General features: G+C 71.6%; 17 protein-coding genes. 7 read left to right on the forward strand and 10 right to left on the reverse strand.

Features of this window, described 5'->3' with window-relative positions; genetic code table 11:
- Window positions 1-2 precede the first annotated feature (2 nt).
- Window positions 3-1,139, reverse strand: a complete 1,137-nt coding sequence (locus ACFP2T_RS12500) for an 8-amino-7-oxononanoate synthase (RefSeq protein WP_377420980.1) — start codon at window positions 1,137-1,139, stop codon at window positions 3-5.
- Between the two features lie 370 nt (window positions 1,140-1,509).
- On the opposite strand from ACFP2T_RS12500, the gene bioB reads away from it, so the two are divergent.
- The 6 genes from bioB to ACFP2T_RS12530 all read left to right on the forward strand — a co-directional run bounded on the left by bioB (window position 1,510) and on the right by ACFP2T_RS12530 (window position 8,603).
- Entirely contained in the window at window positions 1,510-2,505 is a 996-nt protein-coding gene (gene bioB / locus ACFP2T_RS12505; protein ID WP_377420982.1) for a biotin synthase BioB, read from the forward strand.
- Between the two features lie 110 nt (window positions 2,506-2,615).
- On the forward strand, window positions 2,616-2,819 hold the full coding sequence (gene bsaP, locus ACFP2T_RS12510) for a biotin synthase auxiliary protein BsaP (protein ID WP_377420984.1): 204 nt from the start codon (window positions 2,616-2,618) through the stop codon (window positions 2,817-2,819).
- 186 nt (window positions 2,820-3,005) lie between these two features.
- On the forward strand, window positions 3,006-4,937 hold the full coding sequence (locus ACFP2T_RS12515) for a lectin (protein WP_377420986.1): 1,932 nt from the start codon (window positions 3,006-3,008) through the stop codon (window positions 4,935-4,937).
- Window positions 4,938-5,075: 138 nt separating this feature from the next.
- Window positions 5,076-6,584, forward strand: a complete 1,509-nt coding sequence (locus ACFP2T_RS12520; protein ID WP_377420988.1) for a cellulose binding domain-containing protein — start codon at window positions 5,076-5,078, stop codon at window positions 6,582-6,584.
- A 187-nt stretch (window positions 6,585-6,771) separates the two neighbouring features.
- Window positions 6,772-7,284, forward strand: coding sequence for a SigE family RNA polymerase sigma factor (locus tag ACFP2T_RS12525; protein ID WP_377420990.1), 513 nt, complete (start codon window positions 6,772-6,774; stop codon window positions 7,282-7,284).
- A complete protein-coding gene (locus ACFP2T_RS12530; protein WP_377420992.1) occupies window positions 7,281-8,603 on the forward strand; it encodes a hypothetical protein in 1,323 nt (440 codons plus the stop codon). The genes ACFP2T_RS12525 and ACFP2T_RS12530 overlap by 4 nt, the downstream gene beginning before the upstream one ends.
- Before the next feature lie 151 nt (window positions 8,604-8,754).
- Here the strand turns inward: ACFP2T_RS12530 and ACFP2T_RS12535 are convergent, their stop codons facing one another.
- On the reverse strand, window positions 8,755-11,547 hold the full coding sequence (locus tag ACFP2T_RS12535; RefSeq protein WP_377420994.1) for a helix-turn-helix domain-containing protein: 2,793 nt from the start codon (window positions 11,545-11,547) through the stop codon (window positions 8,755-8,757).
- 229 nt (window positions 11,548-11,776) lie between these two features.
- Window positions 11,777-12,442: a hypothetical protein gene (locus ACFP2T_RS12540; RefSeq protein WP_377420996.1), complete on the reverse strand. Its 666-nt coding sequence runs from the start codon at window positions 12,440-12,442 to the stop codon at window positions 11,777-11,779.
- A gap of 450 nt (window positions 12,443-12,892) precedes the next feature.
- On the opposite strand from ACFP2T_RS12540, the gene ACFP2T_RS12545 reads away from it, so the two are divergent.
- A complete protein-coding gene (locus ACFP2T_RS12545; protein ID WP_377420998.1) occupies window positions 12,893-13,546 on the forward strand; it encodes a hypothetical protein in 654 nt (217 codons plus the stop codon).
- 198 nt (window positions 13,547-13,744) lie between these two features.
- On the opposite strand, the gene ACFP2T_RS12550 is transcribed toward ACFP2T_RS12545, so the two are convergent.
- From ACFP2T_RS12550 to ACFP2T_RS12580, 7 genes are all read right to left on the reverse strand, one after another.
- The gene (locus ACFP2T_RS12550; protein ID WP_377421000.1) at window positions 13,745-15,199 is read right to left on the reverse strand and encodes a WD40 repeat domain-containing protein; all 1,455 of its coding nucleotides are present in this window, start codon (window positions 15,197-15,199) and stop codon (window positions 13,745-13,747) included.
- Complete coding sequence (locus ACFP2T_RS12555; RefSeq protein ID WP_377421002.1) at window positions 15,196-15,753, reverse strand: SigE family RNA polymerase sigma factor; 558 nt, start codon at window positions 15,751-15,753, stop codon at window positions 15,196-15,198. The genes ACFP2T_RS12550 and ACFP2T_RS12555 overlap by 4 nt, the downstream gene beginning before the upstream one ends.
- Window positions 15,754-16,062: 309 nt before the next feature.
- Window positions 16,063-16,512 (reverse strand): hypothetical protein, encoded by a 450-nt coding sequence (locus ACFP2T_RS12560; RefSeq protein ID WP_377421004.1) that lies wholly within the window; start codon window positions 16,510-16,512, stop codon window positions 16,063-16,065.
- An 80-nt stretch (window positions 16,513-16,592) separates the two neighbouring features.
- Window positions 16,593-17,468 carry an alpha/beta fold hydrolase gene (locus ACFP2T_RS12565; RefSeq protein WP_377421006.1) on the reverse strand — a complete coding sequence of 292 codons (876 nt, stop codon included), beginning with the start codon at window positions 17,466-17,468 and terminating at the stop codon, window positions 16,593-16,595.
- Between the two features lie 68 nt (window positions 17,469-17,536).
- Entirely contained in the window at window positions 17,537-18,124 is a 588-nt protein-coding gene (locus ACFP2T_RS12570; RefSeq protein ID WP_377421008.1) for a TetR/AcrR family transcriptional regulator, read from the reverse strand.
- A 144-nt stretch (window positions 18,125-18,268) separates the two neighbouring features.
- Window positions 18,269-18,715: a ribosomal maturation YjgA family protein gene (locus ACFP2T_RS12575; protein WP_377421010.1), complete on the reverse strand. Its 447-nt coding sequence runs from the start codon at window positions 18,713-18,715 to the stop codon at window positions 18,269-18,271.
- A 145-nt stretch (window positions 18,716-18,860) separates the two neighbouring features.
- A complete protein-coding gene (locus ACFP2T_RS12580; protein WP_377421012.1) occupies window positions 18,861-19,868 on the reverse strand; it encodes a hypothetical protein in 1,008 nt (335 codons plus the stop codon).
- Window positions 19,869-20,125 lie beyond the last annotated feature (257 nt).

The following is a 20,125-nucleotide window of genomic DNA, read 5'->3' on the forward strand; positions in this document are numbered from 1 at the left end:
CGTCACGGAGCACACTCCACGATCACGTCGAGCGCCCGGTCGAAGTCGTGGCGGTCGAGACCCACGTTGATGGTCAGCCGGAGCCGGGAGCGGGTGTCCGGTGTCGATGGTGGCCGGAAGCAGCCCACCGCGACACCCCGGTCCCGGCAGTCGGCCGCCCAGGCCACCGCCGTCTCCGGGCCGGGCGCGGTCACCGACACCACACCGGCGGTCGGGGTGGAGACCTCCAGTCCGGCCGCGCCGAGCCGGCGGGTCACGGCGGCGGCCCGCTCGGCCAGTTCGGCCCGCAGCCCCGCGCCGGTCCGGGCCAGCCGGGTCGCGGCGAGCACTCCCGCGGCCACCGCCGGGGGAAGCGCGGTGTCGTAGATGAAGGTCCGGCCGGTGTCGACGATGTGCCGGGCCAACTCGGCCGGTCCGGCCACCACGCCGCCGGCTCCGCCGAGCGCCTTGGACAGGGTCGCGGTCACCACCACGTCGGAAGCGCCGGACAGGCCGGCGGCGGCGACCGCGCCCGCTCCGTCCGGGCCGAGCACCCCCAGCGCGTGCGCGTCGTCAACGAGCAGCAGCGCGCCGTGCCGGCGGGCCACCGTGTGCAGTTCGGCGAGCGGGGCCAGGTCACCGTCCACCGAGAAGACGGATTCGGTGACCACCACCGCCGGTCGGCCTGGCGCTCCGGCCAGGGCCGCCTCGACGGCGGCGACGTCGAGGTGCGGCGTGACCACCGTCTCCGCGCCGGACAGCCGGCAACCGTCGATCAGCGAGGCGTGATTGTGCGCGTCGGCGACCAGCAGGGTGCGGGGCTGGACCAGGGCGCGTACCGCACCGAGGTTGGCGAGGTAGCCGGAGGAGAAGACCAGTGCCCGCCCGGCGCCCAGCCAGTCGGCCAGGGCCGCCTCCAGGGCGTGGTGCGGTTCGGTGGAGCCGCGCACCAGTCGGGAGCCGGTCGCGCCCAGGCCGTACCCGGTCAACGCCTCGGCTGCGGCGGCCGTCACCTCGGGGTGCCGGGACAGCCCCAGGTAGTCGTTGCCGGCGAGGTCGAGCAGATCCTCGGTCGCGGCCCTCGATCGCAACCGACGGCTGAGGCCGGCTTTCGCCCGCAGCCGTGCCCGTCGGTCCAGAACCTCCAGCCAGCTCGACACCGTCACTCCCCACGTTGGTCCGCGTCCACGTTCCCGGCGATGTCGAAACCACGATCGCCGGCCCGTCCGGCGGGACATCCACCCGGCGTCGACCACGACCGCTGCCGGCACCCTGCCGACCACGACCTCACGACCGGCAGCGCACCGACCATGACCCCACGACCGGCACCGCGCCGGGATACTACGGACGCATCCGCATGGTCGTACCGTCCGCACGACGGCCCCGACCGGCGAAAATACCACCCGCCGCCGGGCCGAGCCGGCCGCCGGGCCGGTGGACAGGCAGCCGGCCGCCCGGTCCCGGGCCATCCGGCCAGGTGAGCCGGGTCAGCCCATATCGACGCGCCGTCCGCCTTGTAGGGTACGACCCATGCCAGACATCCTCGACCGGGCACGAACCCAGGTCCTCGACGGCGGTGTCGGTCTCGACGAGGCCGGGGTGCTCGCCGTGCTGCGCCTGCCCGACGAGCAGCTGCCCGCGGCCCTCCAGCTCGCCCACGAGGTACGGATGCGCTGGTGCGGCCCGGAGGTCGAGGTCGAGGGCATCGTCTCGCTGAAGACGGGCGGCTGCCCCGAGGACTGTCACTTCTGCTCCCAGTCCGGCCTCTTCGCCTCGCCGGTCCGCTCGGTCTGGCTGGACATCCCGTCGCTGGTCGAGGCGGCCCGGCAGACCGCCGCCACCGGGGCCACCGAGTTCTGCATCGTGGCCGCCGTCCGTGGCCCGGACGACCGGCTGATGAAGCAGATGCGCGAGGGTGTGGCCGCGATCCGGGCGGCGGTGGACATCCAGGTCGCCGCCTCGCTCGGGATGCTGAGCCAGGCTCAGGTCGACGAGCTGGTCGAGATGGGTGTGCACCGCTACAACCACAACCTGGAGACCTGCCGGTCGTACTTCCCGAACGTGGTCACCACGCACTCCTGGGAGGAGCGCTGGGAGACGCTGAAGATGGTCCGCGAGTCCGGCATGGAGGTGTGCTGCGGCGGCATCCTCGGCCTCGGCGAGACGATCGAGCAGCGGGCCGAGTTCGCCGCGCAGCTCGCCGAGCTGGATCCGCACGAGGTGCCGCTGAACTTCCTCAACCCCCGGCCGGGCACGCCAATGGGCGACCAGCCGGTGGTCGAGCCGCGTGACGCGTTGCGGGCCATCGCCGCCTTCCGGCTCGCGATGCCCCGGACCATTCTCCGGTACGCCGGCGGCCGCGAGATCACCCTCGGCGACCTCGGTACCCGGGACGGCCTGCTCGGCGGGATCAACGCGGTCATCGTCGGCAACTACCTGACCACCCTCGGTCGTCCGGCGAACGAGGACCTGGCCCTGCTCGACGAGCTGAAGATGCCGGTCAAGGCCCTCTCCGCGACGCTGTAGACGACCCGCGACGCTGTAGACGACCACGACCACGACCACGACCACGACCACGACCACGACCACGACCACGACCACGACCACGACCACGACCTGACGGGACCGCCCGGAGCATGACAAACGCGACGAGCCCGACCGAGCTGTGGTGCGACCGCTGTGGCGAGCCGGCCGACGGCGGCAGTCACCCGGACTGCCAGGCGGCCCGGGAGCTGGAGCCGCCCCGGTTCTGCCCTCGCTGCCGGCGACGGATGAAGGTGCAGGTGCTGCCCTCGGGATGGTCGGCGACCTGCGTCGAGCACGGTACGGCCCGGGGCTGACGGCCGGACTCGACCTCGGGCTCGGGCTCGGGCTCGGGCTCGGCGGGAGTGAGCTGGGCTCGGCGGAGCTGGGCTGGTTCGGCGGAACTGCGGCGCATTGACACTCATTATTAAAGAGTGTTACCTATTGGTTGCCGGCCGGCCGCTCATCCCCCTGGATCCCTGTCGAAAGAGGGAGACCCCCGCATGTCCTCCACCCCTACGGCGGCCACGAGCCGCCGGACACCGTCGCGCCGCCGCCGGGTGCCGGCCGGGCTGCTCGCGCTCTGCCTGGCCGCTGCCGGCGGTGCGATCGCCGGACCGCCACCACCGGCGTACGCGGCCAACGAACCGGTGAACATCTGGCTGACCAGCACTTCCGACTCCGGCGGCCGTACGGTGACCCGTGGCCTGCAGCAGCAGACGCCGATCAGTTTCGCCGCCACCAGCCCAGGGGCGACGCACACCATCACCGTCGACGAGAACACCCGCTACCAGCAGTTCGAGGGCGGCGGCGCGTCGATCACCGACACCACCGCGTACCTGCTGCGGGGCGGTCCGATCAGCGCGGCGACCCGGGACGCGGTGATGCGCCGGCTGTTCCACCCGACCGACGGCATCGGGCTGTCCTTCGTACGCAACCCGATCGGCGCCTCCGACCTGTCCCGGCCCGGCAACGTGTCGCTCGACGACACCTGCTGCGATCTGGGCGACTTCGGCGCCAACGGCTACGACACCAACGTCCGGCTGCTGACCGCACAGGCCCGGCAGCTCAACCCGGCACTGCGGGTCAAGGGCGTGCCGTGGAGCGCGCCGGGGTGGATGAAGGACAACGGCCGGATGGACCAGATGGGCTGGCTGAAGGCGGAGTACTACCCGATGTACGCCCAGTACTTCGTGAAGTACGTCCAGTCGTACCAGGCTGCCGGGATCCCGGTGAACTACGTCTCGGTGCAGAACGAGCCGAACTGTTGCCAGGCCGGCAATCCGACCGCGATGAACTACCCGGGGATGAGCTGGAATTCGTCCGGGCTGCTGGAGTTCACCAAGAACCACCTGCTCCCCGCCTTCCGGGGTGCCGGGATCACCACCAAGGTGATGATCCACGACTGGAACTACGGCGACTGGGGCCAGATCGGCGCCGGCATCGTCTCGGACGCCGCGCTGCGCAACGACCCGCTGTTCGCCGGCATCGCCTGGCACGGTTACGGCGGCAGCCCGAGCGTCGGCTCCCAGGTGCACGACCAGTATCCGTCGGTACGGCAGTTCAGCACCGAGCACTCCGGCGGCACCTGGATCGGCAACCAGCACAACGAGGACCTGGCCGACATCGTCAACTACACCAGGAACTGGAGCGGCAGCGTCGTGAAGTGGAGCCTGGCGCTGAACCAGAGTATGGGGCCGCACAACGGTGGCTGTGACGTCTGCACCGGCCTGGTCACCGTGCAGGAGGGCGGCTCCCGCGCCGGCCAGGTCGACAACACCGTCGAGTACTACACCACGGGGCACCTGACCAAGTTCGTCAAGCCGGGCGCGTACCGGATCGACTCGACCGCCAACGGCACGGTGCAGAACGTCGCCTGGATCAACCCGGACGGCTCGAAGGCGTTGATCGCGCACAACGGCGGCACCGGCTCGCAGTCGGTCCGGGTGGTCTGGGGTGGACAGTCGTTCACGTACACCCTGCCGGCCCGGACCACGGCGACCTTCACCTGGTCGGGCACCCAGTCCGGCGGTGGTGGCGGCGGTGGCCGGACCGGTGCGATCGTCGGCCTCGGCGGAAAGTGCCTGGACGTCGCCGGAGCGAGCAGCGTCGACGGGACCGCAATCCAGATCTACGACTGCAACGGTTCCGCCGCCCAGCAGTGGACCCTGGGCACCGACGGCACCGTCCGGGCCCTGGGCAAGTGCCTGGACGTCCGGGACAACTCCGTGGCGAACGGCGCCCGGACACAGCTCTGGAGCTGCACCGGCGCCGCCAACCAGCGCTGGACCGCGACCGCGGGCCGGGACCTGACCAGTGTCAGCGCGAACAAGTGCCTGGACGTCATGGACAACAACCCGGCCAACGGCACGCCGGCCCAGCTCTGGACCTGCACCGGCGCCGCCAACCAGAAGTGGACCGTCCCGGCGGCCTGACCGGCACCGCACCACGGCCACCGCCGCACGCCCGGACGGCCCGCCAGCCACTCGCACGACCGGCAGGAAGCCCGGCAGGAGCAGTCTTGCCGGGCTTCCTTCCTGTTTACCGCTGTCCGGCGTTGCTTGACTTTCGGCATGACGCGAACATGGAAAGCCATCGCTCGCACCGTCCTGGCCGGCGGGCTCATCGGCGCCGCCGCGCTGGTCGGCCCCGTACCCGGGGCTGCCGCCCAGACCGCACCGCTCCAGCCGCTCCGGACGGCGGACGCGAGCACCTCGGCGCTCGACCTGCTGCCGGCCGGCACCAGTGACCGGATGACCGCGCAGGTCCCCCTGATCGACGCCGCGAGCATCGTCCGGACCGCGATCGAAACGGGGAACTCCACCGGCTACGCCGGAATCGGCCTGGTGGACGACCATGTCACCCTGTGGTGGAAGGGTCAGCTTCCGGCCCGGGTCGCCACGGCGGTGGAGAGTGCCCGCCGGACCGCTCCGGTCGAGGTGGCCGCCGCGACGTACTCGCAGGTCGAGCTGAAGGCGGCCGCCGCCAGGCTCGACCCGGTCGTCCGGGCGAACCCGAAGGACGCCGCACACGGGGTGAAGCTCCGGACCGACGGTAGCGGCCTGGAGATCGCCGTCACGGGTACGCCGAACGCCACGCTCCCGAAGCTGCCGGCAACCGGTGTACGGACCACCGTGGTGACGCGGCAGCCGATGGTCCCGCGCTCCCGGGAGGACGACGCCGCCCCGTGGAACGGCGGAGCCAGGATCTGGGCCTCCTACGGCTGCACCTCGGGTTTCGGGGTCCGGGACGCGGGTTCCGGAGCCAACTACCTGCTCACCGCGGGCCACTGTAGCGAGGTCGGTGAGGAGTGGCGGGACGGCGCCGGTACGCCTATCGGACCCGCCACACACAAGAACCAGGACCACGACACGATGCTCATCTCGACGCCCACCGCCGGTGGCGACGTCTACACCGGCGGGTCGCACGACGAGGTCCGGGTCCGGGTGACCGGCTGGACCGAGGTCTTCCCCGGTCAGTTCCTGTGCCAGTCCGGCTCGACCACCGCCGGGGAGATCGCCCGGCCGGTCTGCAACTTCCGGGTCGACTTCCACTACGAGGACCGGGAGGACCTCGTCGAGGCCACCCAGCTCGACGGTGAGGAGGCGGCGCGCAGCGGCGACAGCGGCGGGCCGGTCTACGCGGTCAAGCCCGACGGTACGGTGCTGGCGGCGGGCACCGTCACCCGATCCGGCGGCGCGGGCCTCGGCTTCCAGGACTTCGCCACCGCCCGGGACGATTTCGGCGACATCGTGCCGGTGACCGGCACCGCGTCCGCCACCTGCCGGGTGTCCTATGTGGTCACCGACTCGTGGAGTGGTGGTTTCGCGGCCAGCGTCACGGTGCAGAACAGCGGACCGGCCGTCAGCGGCTGGTCGCTGGGCTGGTCCTTCCCAGGCGGACAGGTCATCCAGGGCCACTGGCACGGGCAGTTCCAGCAGACCGGCGCCAAGGTGACGGTCACCAACGAGGCGCACAACGCGATGATCCCGGCCGGCGGCTCGGTCAACCTGGGCTTCACCGCCAGCGGCTCACCGGCCACGCCCACACCCTTCACCCTGAACGGCGCCGCCTGTAGCTGATCCACTCCCCTGGACCGGGCCGCCACGAGCCGGACCGGACCTGCCCCGATCGGGCCCTGTCGCCACAAGCGGCAGGGCCCGATCGTTGTGGGAACCGAAGGCACAGCCTCCGGATCCGGCGGCACCGGCGTACAACCGATCCTGAGCGGTTCCCGTCTGTAGGTGGGACCCAACGGAGGTTTGGCGAATGCGGGACGAGCCCGAAGCGGAATACCTCGAGTACGTCACGGCACGGTTACCGAGCCTGCGCCGGCTGGCGTACTCGCTGTGCGGTGACGACGACCAGGCCGACGACGTGGTTCAGGAGGCCGTCACCAAGCTCTTCCTGAACTGGTCCAGGGCGGCCCGAGCCACCCACCTGGAGGCCTACGTACGAGCGATCGTGGTGCGGACCTTCCTGGACGGCCAGCGCAAGGGCTGGTGGCGCGTGCTGCTGTTCGGCACCACGCCGGACGTACGGCACACGGTGGACCAGGGCGTGGAGGAGCGTGCGGTGTTGCGGAACGCCCTCGCCCAGATTCCGCCCCGGCAGCGGGCCGTCCTGGTGCTGCGTTACCTGCACGACCTTCCGGTGAACGAGGTCGCCGAGATCCTCGGCTGCTCCGCCGGAACGGTCAAGAGCCAAAGCTCGCACGGGCTGAAGGCGCTACGACGGCTGTTGGGCGATCAGGAGTACGCGGAGGTCGGGAAAGGTCGATGAAAGACGTGCCGAACGACGAAGACATGATCACGATGCTGCGCCGGCTGGACGACGAACCGGAACGACCGGGTCGGATCGATCTCGCCAGGGCGGTAACCGAGGCGCGTCGCCGCAGGCGGACCCGTCGGATGACGGGCGCGAGCGGCGCGGCCGTACTCGCAATGGCCGCGGTGGCCGCCGTACCGGTGTCGTTGCAGGTGATCCGCCCGGCCCTGTCGGCGGACCGCACCGCCGGAGCGACGGCCGGTCCGACGGCGACGGCGGATCCGAGCGCGACCGCCGACCCGAGCGCCACGGCAACGGCGACGCCGACAGTCGGTCCGACACCGACGGCACCGGCGTCGGCGTCGGCTCCGGCTCCGCCGACCCGGTGCACGGTGCACCGGCTGTCCATTCCGGGCGGCGATCCGAAGAGCCTGGTCACCGGTGCGGACCCGACCGGCAGGTTCGTCCTCGGCCGGTCGTACCCGACCGGTAACCGGGGCACCTATCCCGTGCTGATCTGGGACGACGGCAAGCCCCGTCGGGTCGACGTGCCCGGCGACGACCAGAGCCTGGCGGACGTCACCACGTCCGGTGTGGCCGTCGGCTACGGCTGGACACAGAAGGGCCCCGTCCCCTACCTGTACCGGAATCGACAGGTCAGCAAGCTGCCCGGCGTAGCGTCGGGTCAGGCGCTGGCGATCAACGAGGCGAACCAGATCGTCGGGTACCGGCAGGACCGGCAGGACCAGCCGGTCATCTGGCGTGAGCCGTCGGCCGCGGCCGTCGACCTTCCGCTCCCCGGCGACGGCTCGTGGGGCGAGGCGGTGGACATCGACGAGGCTGGCACGGTGATCGGGGTCCTGAAAGATCGGGAGGGCCACGAGTTCGGATACCTGTGGCGGCCGGACGGAACGGCACAACGGCTGCCGACCCCGCTCGTGTACGGCGCTCCCGCCGACTCCTTCCGGCCGCAGTCGATCCGTAACGGCTGGGTGACGGGGGTCGCGATCCGGGGCGGCTCGGGCAACGGCGGGGTCGGCGAGGAGGTCAGCACCGCAGTCCGGCTGCACCTGCCGACCAGCAGGTTCGTCGAGGTGCCCCGCAGCTCCTTCTGGCCGCAGAGCGGCAACGCGCAGGGCTGGATGACGGGCTTGATCGGCGACCGGGGCGGTCTGCTCACCGACGCCGGACCGCTGGTGCTGCCACCGCTGCACAGTCACAAGTCCGCGCCGGGCAACACCGGCTGGATGATCAGTGACGACGGGCGCACGGTCACCGGTCAGAGCGAGGACGCCCAGGGCGAGCCGCAGGCGGTGGTCTGGCGCTGCAAGTGAGCAGAAAGCCCGGAACCCGGCGCCCGCCGGTGCCCGCCCCGACTCCCCTCGGGACGGCATCGGCGGGCAGCCTGCCGAACCGGGCAGGCGGTCTACCGAACTGGGCGGGCGGCCTACCGAACCGGGCGGGCGGGCGCCATCGGTCTGGACGCTAGTCGGCGAGTTCGCGGAGCAGGGTCGCCCGCAGGCTGTGGGCCTCCGGGGCGTCCAGCTCGCCGCACCGGTCCAGCGCCCGCCGCCGCAGCAGCCGCGCGTCCGCCGCCCCGACCGGGTCCGCGCCGGCCAGCGCCGCGAGCACGTGCAGGGTCCGTGCCTCCCACCACGGACTGGGTACGGCGACGAACAGCGCCAACGCCTGCCGCAACTGTTCGGTGGCCGCCTCGACGTCGCCCAGGGCCCGGAGCGCCACCCCGTGCCGGTAGGCGGCGCTGGCCTCGGCGAACGTCGCGGCGCACTGCTGGAACAGCGCCCGCGCCTGGGCGTACTCCCCGGCCGCCTCACGCCACATCTGCTCGCCGGCCAGGTCCGCGCCGAGGCACATCATCGTGGCGGCCTGGGCGATCAGCGCATTCGTGCTGCTCAGCCCGCTCCTGCGGCGGTAGAACTCCAGCACGTCGCGGTGCAGTTCCGCCGCCTCCGCATGCCGGCCGAGCGCGCCCAGCGCCGTACCCTGCACGTTGGCGGCGCAGGCTTCGCCGAGTTCGTACCCGACCTGGCGGAACAGCGCGACCGCCTGCCGGGAGGAGTCGACCGCGTACCCGGCGCGGCCGGAGCGGACGAAGATCGAGGCCGAGTACGTCAGCGCCCACGCCTCCTCCCGCCGGTCCCCGATCCGCCGGGCCAGCTCCAGCGCCTGTTCGAGGGCGGCCAGTCCGTCGGAGTTTCGTTCCCGGCAGTAGTACCGCGCCCAGCCGAGGAAGTTGAGCAGTACCGCCTCGTCCCGGGCACTGCGGAGCGCCCGGGCGGCGGTCACCCCGAGCGAGAAGATCTCGTCCCACGAGTGCCGGTGGGTGGCCGCGTCGGAGTACCAGTGCAACGCTCGCGCCACCCGTACGACGTCGGCGTGCCAACCCTGCCGGGCGGCGTCACGCAGTGCCGCTGGCCAGTTGCCGGACTCGCGGTCCAGCCAGGCGCCCGCCGCCCGATGGTCGTCGAACGGGGAGCCCGCCCGCGCCGTCGACACCGGTGGGTTGGCCGATACGCCGGCGCCCGGATCGAACATCGCCCCGGCCTGCTCGGTGCGGCGCAGCAGCCAGCTGACCATGCGGTCGTGCGCCACGGTCCGCTGCTCCGGCGTCTCGTCACCGCCCAGCCGCTCGTACGCGTAGAGCCGTACCAGGTCATGGAACCGGTAGCGGTCGCCGAGCGACAGCAGCAGGCCGGCGTCGACCAGGTCCTCGGCGGCCTGGGTCGCCGATTCCTCGTCATTGCCGGCGGCGGCCGTGACCAGTCCGGCGTCGAAGTCGGCGCCGGGTATCAGCGACGCCCGCCGGAACGCCGCCGCCGTCGCGGAGTCGAGTTGGCGGTAGGAGACCTCGAACGCCGCCCGGACGCCGAGGTCGCCCGCGGTCAGCACCGTCAGCCGGCGGCGCTGGTCCCGTAGCTGGGCCACGAGATGCGACACCGTCCACTGTGGGCGGGTGGCCAACCGGTTGCCGGCGATCCGGATGGCCAGCGGCAGACGGCCGCAGAGCCGGACGAGCTGTTCGGCGGCGGCGGGCTCGGCGGTCACCCGGTCGGTGCCGACGATCGACGTGAGCAGTTGCCGACCCTCGGCCGGGTCCAGTACGCCGAGCGCCACCCGTACGGCGCCGGCCAACCCGGTCAGCGGCCGTCGGCTGGTCACCAGGACGAGGCAGTGCCGCCCGGCCGGCAACAACGGACGCACCTGGGCCTCGTCGGTCGCATTGTCCAGCACCACCAGCAGGCGGCGGTCCCTGGTCAGGGTGCGGAACAGGCCGCTGCGCTCGGCCAGCGACACCGGCACCCGGCTGTCGGGCAGGCCGAGGGAACGCAGCAGCGCGGCCAGCGCGTCGGCGGGGTCCACCCGACCGTGCCCCGCCGTACCGTCGCGGTCCCCTGTGCTCGCGGCGGTTTCCGGGTCGCCGAGATCGGTCGCCGCACCGCTCAGGTCGACGAAGAGCTGGCCGTCGGTGAAACTCGCACTCAGGCGGTGTCCCGCCGCCACGGTGAGGCTGGTCTTGCCGATTCCCGGCGGCCCGTGCAGCACCACCAGCGAGGCGGTGTCGGTGCGGCCGGCGACGATGTCCGCGGTCAACGTCCGCAGGGCGTCCAGTTCGCCGGCCCGGCCAGCCAGGTCCGGCACGGCGGCCGGCAACTCGCTGGGCCCGACCGTGGCCGGCGGCTCCCCGGATACGACGGATACGACCGCGCCGGCCGCCGGGCCAGCTGCCGCACCGCCCGCCGGGCCGGGTGCCGGGCCAGCTACGGCGCCGGGTGCCGGGCTGTCTGTTGACGGGGTCAGCGACTCGGAACCGGCTTCCGTACCGGCGCCGCCCGGCGACTCGACGGCCATCGCCGTACCGGCCCCGTTCGACGGCTCGGCAACCGTCCGCGGAAACCGCACGGTACGGGCCAGGTCGAGGAACCGCGAGCGCGCGGAGCCGTCGAGGCCCAGCGCGTCCGCGAGGAGCGCGGCGGTCCGCCGCTGCGGATACTGGACCCGCCCCCGCTCCATCTCCCGGATGCTGCGAACGCTGGAGCCGGACCGCTCAGCGAGATCCTCCTGGGTCAGACCGCCGGCTCGCCGAAGAGTCCGAAGTAGAACTCCGAAACCATCACGTTGATCCTGGTTCAAGGACACGCCCCCCACCACAGGTCCCCGACCCCGTGAACGCCCCCGCGCCCACGTGAATTCTCGTCGATGCTTGCACGGCCGTTCGCGCCCCGGAACCGTTCCGGTACGAACTGTGAGGCTCGCCATGCACAGCCCGTGACGAATCGGTCGAGGCCGATCAGCCTCCCCTGCCGACACCTGTTCCACCCGCCAACCAGAGTGGCAGGGCGACACCGCCCCGTCTGCCCTCCGACCCACGAGCAGTCCCGCCCGCCCACGAGCAGTCCCGCCCGCCCACGAGCAGTCCCGCCCGCCCGGGAGCGATCCCGCCCGCCCGGGCGCTGCAACCGGCCGGGCGGGCTCGTCGACCGCTCGGTCAACCGGGAATGTTCCAGGCGGTGGCCTGGATCGTCACGGCGCCGTCGTTGGCGACCGCGACGATCTCGACCAACGCCATCCGCCACACGTCCCCGCGCTCTCGCGCAGCGGCGTAATTGGTTGTCACACAGATCATCGACGCCTTCCGCACCGGCACCTTGGCACCCTCGGCGATCGGGGCCGTACGGATCGCGTCGACGCACTCCTGCGGCGTCATGCCAGGCCGGGCGGACTCGCTCCCCTGGACTCCCTCGCCCAACCTGAGGCTCGACGGTTCGTTGCCGCAGGCCGCGGTGAACCGGAGATCGTGGCCGGCCCCGTCGACCCTCGCCCTCGGTTCGTCGAGATCGGCGTACATGTCATAGCCACATCTCGCTCGGAGGGTGAGGCTCTGCTTCTCGTACTCGGGTTGGTATACCGTGCGCTCGTTCAACTCGGGCGGCTCGCCGGGCGAGCGGGGAACGTCATCAGGGGCGGTGGTCGCCTCGGCGGGCGTCTGACCCTGGTCAGCGGTCGATGGGGCAGTAGGCGCCTCGGGCGCGTCGGTGGCCGGTCCACCGCCGGCGACCGGTAGCCGGCCGATCGCGATGTCCTTGGCATCCTTGGCCTGGTCGATGGCGCGCCAGGCGAAGACCGTCGAACCGAGCGCCAGCAGCAGGGCCACCAGTGAAATTCCGATGGCCAGCAGGCTGCCCTTCCCGCCGGTCGGACGGACCGACGCCGAGGCGGTCGACGGGGCGGACGGGGAGCCTGACAAAGTCCGTTGTGCCGGACGATTCGAGCCGGGCGGCATCGAATCAGCTCGGCCAGCAACGCCAGGGTGCACCTGCGGCGGGCCGGGAGGTTGCGGCGGAAAACCGCCCGGCGGATTGGATTCGCTCATTATGCTCCATCTCCTGGCAACGTAATCACGGCGGTAATCTGCTGCCTTTCTCCCGGACCCACCGATTCGGCGCTATCAGGAACCTGACAGAGATAGATCAGAGCGAGCCCGTCAGGGTTGATAATGACGAACAAGCTGTCGCCTGCCACCGAAAGGACGACCCTCGGAGTCGTGTCGAATACCGAAAATCCACACCCCACCGGTACGCCAGAATCAGGAGGAGCCGGCAGGATGAGTCGAGGTTGGCAGATCGGGACGGTTCTGGCGCTGGCCAGTGTCCTCGTCGCCACCCTTGCCCTGACTCGCGACATCTTCGACTGGAGAGTCGCCCCGAAGACGTCGTCGTCCCCGAAGACGTCGTCCCCGAACGGTCCGGGCTCACCGGTCGGACCGGGAACGCCGACCACCAGCACAACGCAGCGCGAGACCGCGGCAGCGGCCCCCGTGCGGACCCACGTGGACACCCTGCTGGTCGAGGCGGGTGAGGCGAACCTGAACCCACTTCCCCGCGCCCTCGACGGTCAGCCCGGGTACGACCGATCCATCGTCATCAAATGCCCCAGCAACGCCGGCGCCGACAGACAGCGCGAGGTGACCTACCGGTTGCAGCGGCGCTACCTCGATTTCACCGCAATGGTCCGGCCCTACTTTCCGGCGCGCGACGACCACGACAGCGCCGTTTATGTGTACGCTTTGCTCGCCACGCGCAAACCCGACGACACCATCAACCGGACGACCAGTGCAGAATTGTTCGATGCTCGGATGGCCGAACCCAAAACGCTATCGGCGAACGTCGAGGGTGCCGACGAACTGACGCTACGGGTGCGGTGCCAGGTACCCAACGGTTATGTGATATTCGCCAATGGAAGCCTCGAACCCAGCTGAACGGCCCATGGCCACCGAACCATTTTGAACCTCGCGCGACCATTCGGCCCGCGCGGGGTCCGACGCTCGACAATTCCAGCCGCGGCCGGAGCCTCCTCCCGGCTTGAATCCCGCACCGGCCGGCCCGGTCCGGCGCAGCAGCCGGCTCACCACGCGGTCGTGCGCCGAACCGGGCCCAACCAACGACGAATCGGCCGGTCAGCCTCCTCGGAGACCTTCGATCCCGTCGAGCCGGCGACGCCGTCGGCGTACCCAGAGGACCACCGGAACGGCGACGCCGATCAGCACCACGGCGAGCGGGACCGCCGGCACCAGGATGACCGACCGGGCCGGAAACGGTGCCGGCCGGCGGGCCGGGCCACCGAACCGACCCGACTCCAGCAGATCACGTGGTACGTCCATCGCCAGCACCTCACCGGGCGAGTCGATCAGCACCTCCGAGCCACCGCCGGGACGCAGCGCGACCAGGGTCGCGTCACCCACCTCGTCCCATCCGGTGTCGTTGAAGGGGACGTTCGAGGTCTTCCGGGCGCCGATCTCGGGCCGGTAGGTCAGCGCGACCAGATCGGTACCGAGGCGCCAACCGAGCGCCCGGACCGCCATCGCGGTGACCGGGCCGATGGCAGGGCCATCGGCGTCCACCCCGCTCGCCGCGTCCAGGTAGCCGAACCGCCAGGTCCGGGCGGCCAGCGCTGCCGTGTCACATTCGTCCTGGCAGCCGTCCAGGGTCACGGTGGCGATTCGCCGGCCGTCCGGGCTGAACGCGCCCGCCCCGGCCAGATGGCGTCCCGGCCCGAGATCCCTGGTCCAGGCCACCGCGCCGGTCCGGTTGAGCAGGCTCACCCGGCTTCCCTCGCTGAGCGCGATCCAGGCGCCGTCCGGGGAGAAGGCGGCCAGCGATGCGGTACGCAGCTTCCACCGGTCCCCCAGTTCGTCGACCAGTACCCGGCTGACCCCTGTGGTCAGGTCGAACAGCACCAGCCGGGCGGGGACGACCCCGTACCCGGTGACCGGGTCGAACCCGGCCGGGTAGGCCGGCATGTCCATGACAAGCACCGAGCGACCGCCCGGAGCCCAGGCCACCGGCTGGGCACAGCACGTCGTGCCGTCCGGCCCGGCGAACGTGCGGCTACGTCCGTCGGTCAGGTCCGTGATAACCAGCCAATTGCGATCGGCCCCGTCGAGATGGCCCTGCGCGACGTACCGACCGTTCGGCGAGACCTGGACCTCTTCCCCCACCACGGTCTGCGCGCCGCCGTACAGCAGCATCCGGTACGACCCGTCCTGACCGACCACCGCCACCTTGCCCTCGTGGTCGAAAAGATCGGTGCCGCGCAGCCCGAGCCCGTCGCCGCTGAACAGCAGCGTCGCCGGGCCGGCGGGAGCCTGCGCGACGGTCCCCTGCCACATCCAGGGCGTCCACACCCGGCCCGGTACTGCGGCCTGGCCGGTGGCCGGCTGCGGAAGTGGGCGGTACCACAGCGCCGGCAACACCAGACCGGCCGCCACCACCAGTACCGCGACCAGCCGGGTCGCCATCCGCATCCGGTCACGCCGACGCATCCGTCGCCCGGCCCGCCACAGCTCGTCGGTCCGGGTAGGTGGCATCTGGTCGGCGAGTTCCGCCAGAGCCGCCCGCAGGTCCCTGCTCACCGCTTCCCCTCCCCGGCGACCGAGGAAGCGCTGACCGAGGAGTCGCCGACCGAGGAAACGCCGACCAGTTCGGCGAGTTCGGGAGCGAGCGTACGCAGTCGGGCCAGCGCGTCCCGGGTCTGGCTCTTGACCGTCGACACCGAACAGCCGAGCGCCTCGGCGGCCTCGGCCTCGGTCAGGTCCTCGAAGTAGCGCAGCACCAGCACGGCCCGCTGTTTCGGGGCGAGTCGCCGCAGCGCGTCGCGGATCATCAGCGCTCCGGCGAGCCCGGCCGTGCTGTCCGGAGTGGCCACCTCGGGTGGCTGGGCGTGCAGGTCGACCTCCCGCCACCGGCGCCGCCACATGGAGACGTGCTGGGTGTACAAGGTCCGCCGGACGTACGCGTCGGGGTCGCCCCGGGATACGAGCCGCTCCCAGTGCCGCGCCACCCGGACCAGGGTGAGCTGCACCAGGTCCTCGGCCAGGTGTCGGTCGCCGGTCAACAGGTACGCCGCGCGGGACAGCGCCGCGACCCGGCCCGAGACGTACTCCCGGAAGGATGCCTCTGGATCCACGCCCACCTCCTGACCATCACCACGCTCAGGGTTGCCCGCTCGGGTGGGTGTCCGCCGAAACTTTCCGTACGGTCAGGATGGCGCCGGCTGTCGGGTGGGCCGTCGACCGCTCGCCGAGCGGTAGCGGGTCGGTCACGACGCGCCGTTCGACCACCGCCTGCCGATCGGCGCGGTCCAGCGCGAGTTCACTTACCCGACCCGGGTCGCCGGTCCTGGTCGGGGCCGGCGGGTCTGCGAAGCTGCGGGGCAGACCCGCCGGTTCCGATCGGGACCGGATCCGTCCGCTCTCGCGGGCCGGCCTCCCCTGGCCTAGCTGGCAGCGGCGACGCCGTCGGCGCCGTCCCTGCTCACCGTGGCCTGGGCGCCGACGGCATTCAGGCGGAGTTCCAGGAGTCGCATCTCCATCTCGGTTCCGGTCACCCCCGTCCGGACCAGGCGTTCGGCCAGGGCGGGTACGTCGGCCAGCGTGGTGCCGTCCTTCCTGAGCGCCGCCATAAGGCTCACCCGGGGAAGTTCCGGGGCCGGCTGAAGGCGCAGCCGGAACAGCCCGCACTGCCGGATCAGCGCGGACCGCACCGAGGGCGGTGACTCGTCCCAACCGAACTCTTCCTCGCCGTCACCGCAGCCGGGGCACTGTCCGAGGATCGTCCACTGGAGCCGGTCCTGGACGAGCGCCTCCCAGGCCCGGCAGGACTGGAGGCCGCCGCAGGACCGGCACCGCTGGGGGAGGGTCGCTTCCCAGACCTGATCCGTTCTCATCCGGTCGCCCCTTCCGTGCCCCATCCTCCGGTCGTCCCGGAAGCTCCTCGTCCCTGTTCAGTTCCCTCGATGCGGGGAAGCTACTCCCCCGTCGCGTCCCCCGTCGCGAAAGCTCCCGCCCGGCCGACCCGCGCCCCGGCCACGAACTCGACGACGCTGTCGATGATGGCGGGATCGCGCAGGATGCGCCGGTGCCCGAGCCCGTCGGACCCGAGCAACTCGGCCCGGGGCCAGGCCGCCGCTATCGCCTCGCCGTCGGTGTACCGGACCTCCTTGTCGGCACGGTCGTGTACGACGAACAGCGGCGGCAGCTGCTCCTGCCCCGCCGCCCGCGCCGGCACGTCGAACTCCGGCATCCGCCGGCCGACCCGCCGTTCGAGCCGGCGGAGGAAGCCGGTCCGGATCCGCTCGCCGAAGCCGAGCGCTCGGGCGAAGTCGGCGGTGTACGCGATCGGGTCCGCCATCGGCGAGATCAGGACCAACCGCTCGGCGGCCAGGCCGTCCAGGGCCGCGATCGCGGTGGCGGCGCCGCCGAGAGAGTGCCCGACGACGCTGTGCGCCGGCCCGCCCACCCGGACCACCGCTTCCAGCGCGTCGACGAACTCCGGTAGCAGTCCTCTCCCCCGCCCGTACGCGCCGGGCGACGAGTCGCCGTGGCTGGGCGCGTCGAAGGCGATGACCCGGTGCCCCGCCGCCACCAGCGGGGCGACGAACCCGGTGAACTGGCCTCGCCAACCACCCCAGCCGTGCATCAGGTACACCACCGGCCCGGCACCCCAGGCTTCGGCGACGACGGTACAACCCCGCAGCGGAACGGTGAAGCGTTCACCGGGCACCTCGGGTGGGCGTACCGGTCCGCGCGGGACGGTGCACCAGATCCGCTCGGCCAGCACCGACCCCGGCCCCGGTGCCGTCCGCTCCAGGATGCCGAAGGTCCGCCGGAGACCACCCATCATTACCGTACGAACGATCGTGCTATTTTTACTGCGCCAAGCGGTCATGTTGCTCCGTCCTCAGGGGTTTGTCAGATCCGGGCGTTGCCCAGCAGCGCGTCCACTGCCCGACGACTCCGGGTCGCGGCTGTGGGATCGTTCATCAGGCGATGTGCGTGGAAGAACCCGAGCATGACGCCATACAGGTCATGGGCGAACTGCTCGGGATCGGCGTCGGGTCGGAACTCGCCTTCGGAGATCCCGGTCCGGAACATCTGGGCGATCGACTCCATCAGGTCCCGGTGGTCGCGGACGAGCTGGTCCCGGACCGGTCCGGGCTGGTCGTCGAACTCGGTGTCGGCGGAGACGAAGAGGCAGCCCGGTTCCCGCTCCAGGCTGCACGTGAGCCACCGTTCGACCAGGGTGCGGATCCGCCGCTCACCCCGGGGAGCGGCCAGTGCCGGATGGATGACAGTCTCGACGAAGCTCTCCCGGGCGTACGCCAGGACCTCCATCTGGAGCGCCTCCTTCGAGCGGAAGTGGCCGAACAATCCGCTCTTGGACATCTCCACCTGGCTGGCCAGGGAGCCGATGGTGAGCCCGGCCAGCCCGAGCCGGCCGGCGATCTCGGTCGCCGTCGCCAGCACGGTCTGCTTGGTCAGCTCACCCTTTCCCCCCACGCCGACATCCTCCGTACGATCGTTCGTCTTGTCAACTGCGGTGTAAGGAAGGGCCCCTTCTTATCGCTTTTTGTAGAAGAAGGGCCCCTTCTTAACACCTCAAGCACACAACGCACCTCAAGCGCGTAGCGACCCGCCGACTCGTTACCTCGGGGTGGCCAACGGCCGCTCCGCCTCCACCGGCCGCTCCGTCGCCCGGCCCCGGTGCCGCGCCCTTGCGGCCAACAGCCAGTGCACGGCCACCAGCGGAACGACGCCGACCGGGTACCAGGCGAGATCCGTCGGATCGAACTGGGCGCCCAGGACCAGTCGGGCCAGCAGGCTCCGGGCCGACAACTCGGCCGGTATCCCGGTCAGTTGCGCACACTCGACCAGCCAACAGAAACCGATCGCGATCGCCGCGGTCACGAGGGGAGCGCCACGGGTCCGGCAGAACAGCACCGCCAGGTAGACCAGGGACCCGTACAGCAGCGTGCCCGAGTGCTGTTCGAGAGCGCCGTCGGCCAGCCCGCGAACAGCGAACGCGATGCCCAGAACCCCCACCCCCGCCCCCACCGCTACCAACCGAACCAACCGAGGCGTCCAGAGCATCGCCCGATCGTAGTAAGGAAGGGCCCCTTCTTATCGTTTTCAGTAGAAGAAGGGCCCCTTCTTAACAGGTCATGCGCGCCGGTCGAGGCCGAGAGCGGTGAGGGCGGCGGGGAGGGTCGCCGCAGTGCTGAGATGCCGGACGGTGTCACGATCCCGTAGGTGGAGTTGCAGTTGACGCCGTTGTAGTGCACGGCCACGGGCTGGCCCGGATGGTGTCGTCCGAGTTGGCGGAGCAACGGGACGGGATCGTGGACCGCGACCGGCCGGAGGGTCTGCGGAACCGGGATCGGCTGGGTGGCATCGTCGGGCACGGCGCCAGCGACCGCCAGTTCGAGGTATTCGAGGCAGAACGCGACCGCGGCCTCCGGGTACACCGCGTTGGCGGATCGGCAGGGGCGACCGGCAGTCCGGGGAGACCGACGGTGACATCCCAGCTCTCGCCCTGGACGAGTCGAAGGTCCCCGGCGTTGTGGCGGTGGTCGACGACGGTGACCGTGACGGCGAGGCCGAGGCCGAGGCCGAGAACGACCCGGACCAGGTCGGCCAGGGCGGGGACGTCGGGCCGGCGGGCGCCGACGAGCAGCCGGGCACCGGGTCGACCCCGGCTGGCCTGCCGGAGGTACCACGTCAGCGCGTCGGCGCCAGCATGATCGAGGGTGACGACGCCGTCGCGGAGACAGTGGTCGAGCAGGCCGCCGCCGTCGAGTTCGGTGAGGTCCTCCGGGCGTACGCCGAACAGACCGGCCCAGGTGGCGAGCCGGTAGGTCTCGGGGAGCTGGTGCACCGGTTTGCCGCCCGGCTGGGTGGCGACCAGCGGCGCCGGAATCGGGTCGCCGGGCGGCCAGGTCAGGTGTACGACCCGACTCTCCAGATCGGTGATGGTGACGTTCACGCCCTGCTCGATCCGGCGGGTGTCCCGGCAGGTGTCGCAGGACAGTGCGGAGGGGCTGCGGCCGGCACCGGCACAGGACGGGCAGTCGGGTTCGGCACGCCGTCCGCCGAGCGTGCAGGAGCAGGCCCGGAGGCGGCTGTCGGGGCGCGGTGCGGGCAGTCGACGTACCCGATGGGTGGGCCCAGCCACCCCGGTGCCGGCGGCTGCCAACCACGCCGCAGGATCGTCGTCTGCCGGCTGGCGATCTGGCCGGTGCTCCATTCGGTGAGCGTCTCGGTGCTCCCGGCGACCCGCAGGCTGGTGTGCCACCAGCGGCCGTCCCGCCAGATCGCCTGTGCGCCGGCCACCCCCGCCCGGTGGCCAGGTCGACGCAGTCCGCGACGATCCGCCGTTCGAGTTGGTCCAGATCGGGCGTGGGCGAGTCGGGCGTGGATGGGTCGGTCACCTGCCGATCGCCGCCGGTCAGGTAGTAGGCCGGGGCGGTGAGGCCGCGCTCCTTCAACCCGTACAACGCATCG

This window comes from Plantactinospora solaniradicis (assembly GCF_042658085.1).
Classification (GTDB): Bacteria; Actinomycetota; Actinomycetes; order Mycobacteriales; family Micromonosporaceae; genus Plantactinospora; species Plantactinospora solaniradicis.

What these genes read in the sequence shown, in the direction of transcription:
- bioB (WP_377420982.1), top strand. Translation starts at nt 1,510, where the DNA reads ATGCCAGACATCCTCGACCGGGCACGAACCCAGGTCCTCGACGGCGGT.
- bsaP (WP_377420984.1), top strand. Translation starts at nt 2,616, where the DNA reads ATGACAAACGCGACGAGCCCGACCGAGCTGTGGTGCGACCGCTGTGGC.
- ACFP2T_RS12515 (WP_377420986.1), top strand. Translation starts at nt 3,006, where the DNA reads ATGTCCTCCACCCCTACGGCGGCCACGAGCCGCCGGACACCGTCGCGC.
- ACFP2T_RS12520 (WP_377420988.1), top strand. Translation starts at nt 5,076, where the DNA reads ATGACGCGAACATGGAAAGCCATCGCTCGCACCGTCCTGGCCGGCGGG.
- ACFP2T_RS12525 (WP_377420990.1), top strand. Translation starts at nt 6,772, where the DNA reads ATGCGGGACGAGCCCGAAGCGGAATACCTCGAGTACGTCACGGCACGG.
- ACFP2T_RS12530 (WP_377420992.1), top strand. Translation starts at nt 7,281, where the DNA reads ATGAAAGACGTGCCGAACGACGAAGACATGATCACGATGCTGCGCCGG.
- ACFP2T_RS12535 (WP_377420994.1), bottom strand. Translation starts at nt 11,547, where the DNA reads ATGGCGAGCCTCACAGTTCGTACCGGAACGGTTCCGGGGCGCGAACGG.
- ACFP2T_RS12545 (WP_377420998.1), top strand. Translation starts at nt 12,893, where the DNA reads ATGAGTCGAGGTTGGCAGATCGGGACGGTTCTGGCGCTGGCCAGTGTC.
- ACFP2T_RS12560 (WP_377421004.1), bottom strand. Translation starts at nt 16,512, where the DNA reads ATGAGAACGGATCAGGTCTGGGAAGCGACCCTCCCCCAGCGGTGCCGG.
- ACFP2T_RS12565 (WP_377421006.1), bottom strand. Translation starts at nt 17,468, where the DNA reads ATGATGGGTGGTCTCCGGCGGACCTTCGGCATCCTGGAGCGGACGGCA.
- ACFP2T_RS12575 (WP_377421010.1), bottom strand. Translation starts at nt 18,715, where the DNA reads ATGCTCTGGACGCCTCGGTTGGTTCGGTTGGTAGCGGTGGGGGCGGGG.
- ACFP2T_RS12580 (WP_377421012.1), bottom strand. Translation starts at nt 19,868, where the DNA reads ATGGAGCACCGGCCAGATCGCCAGCCGGCAGACGACGATCCTGCGGCG.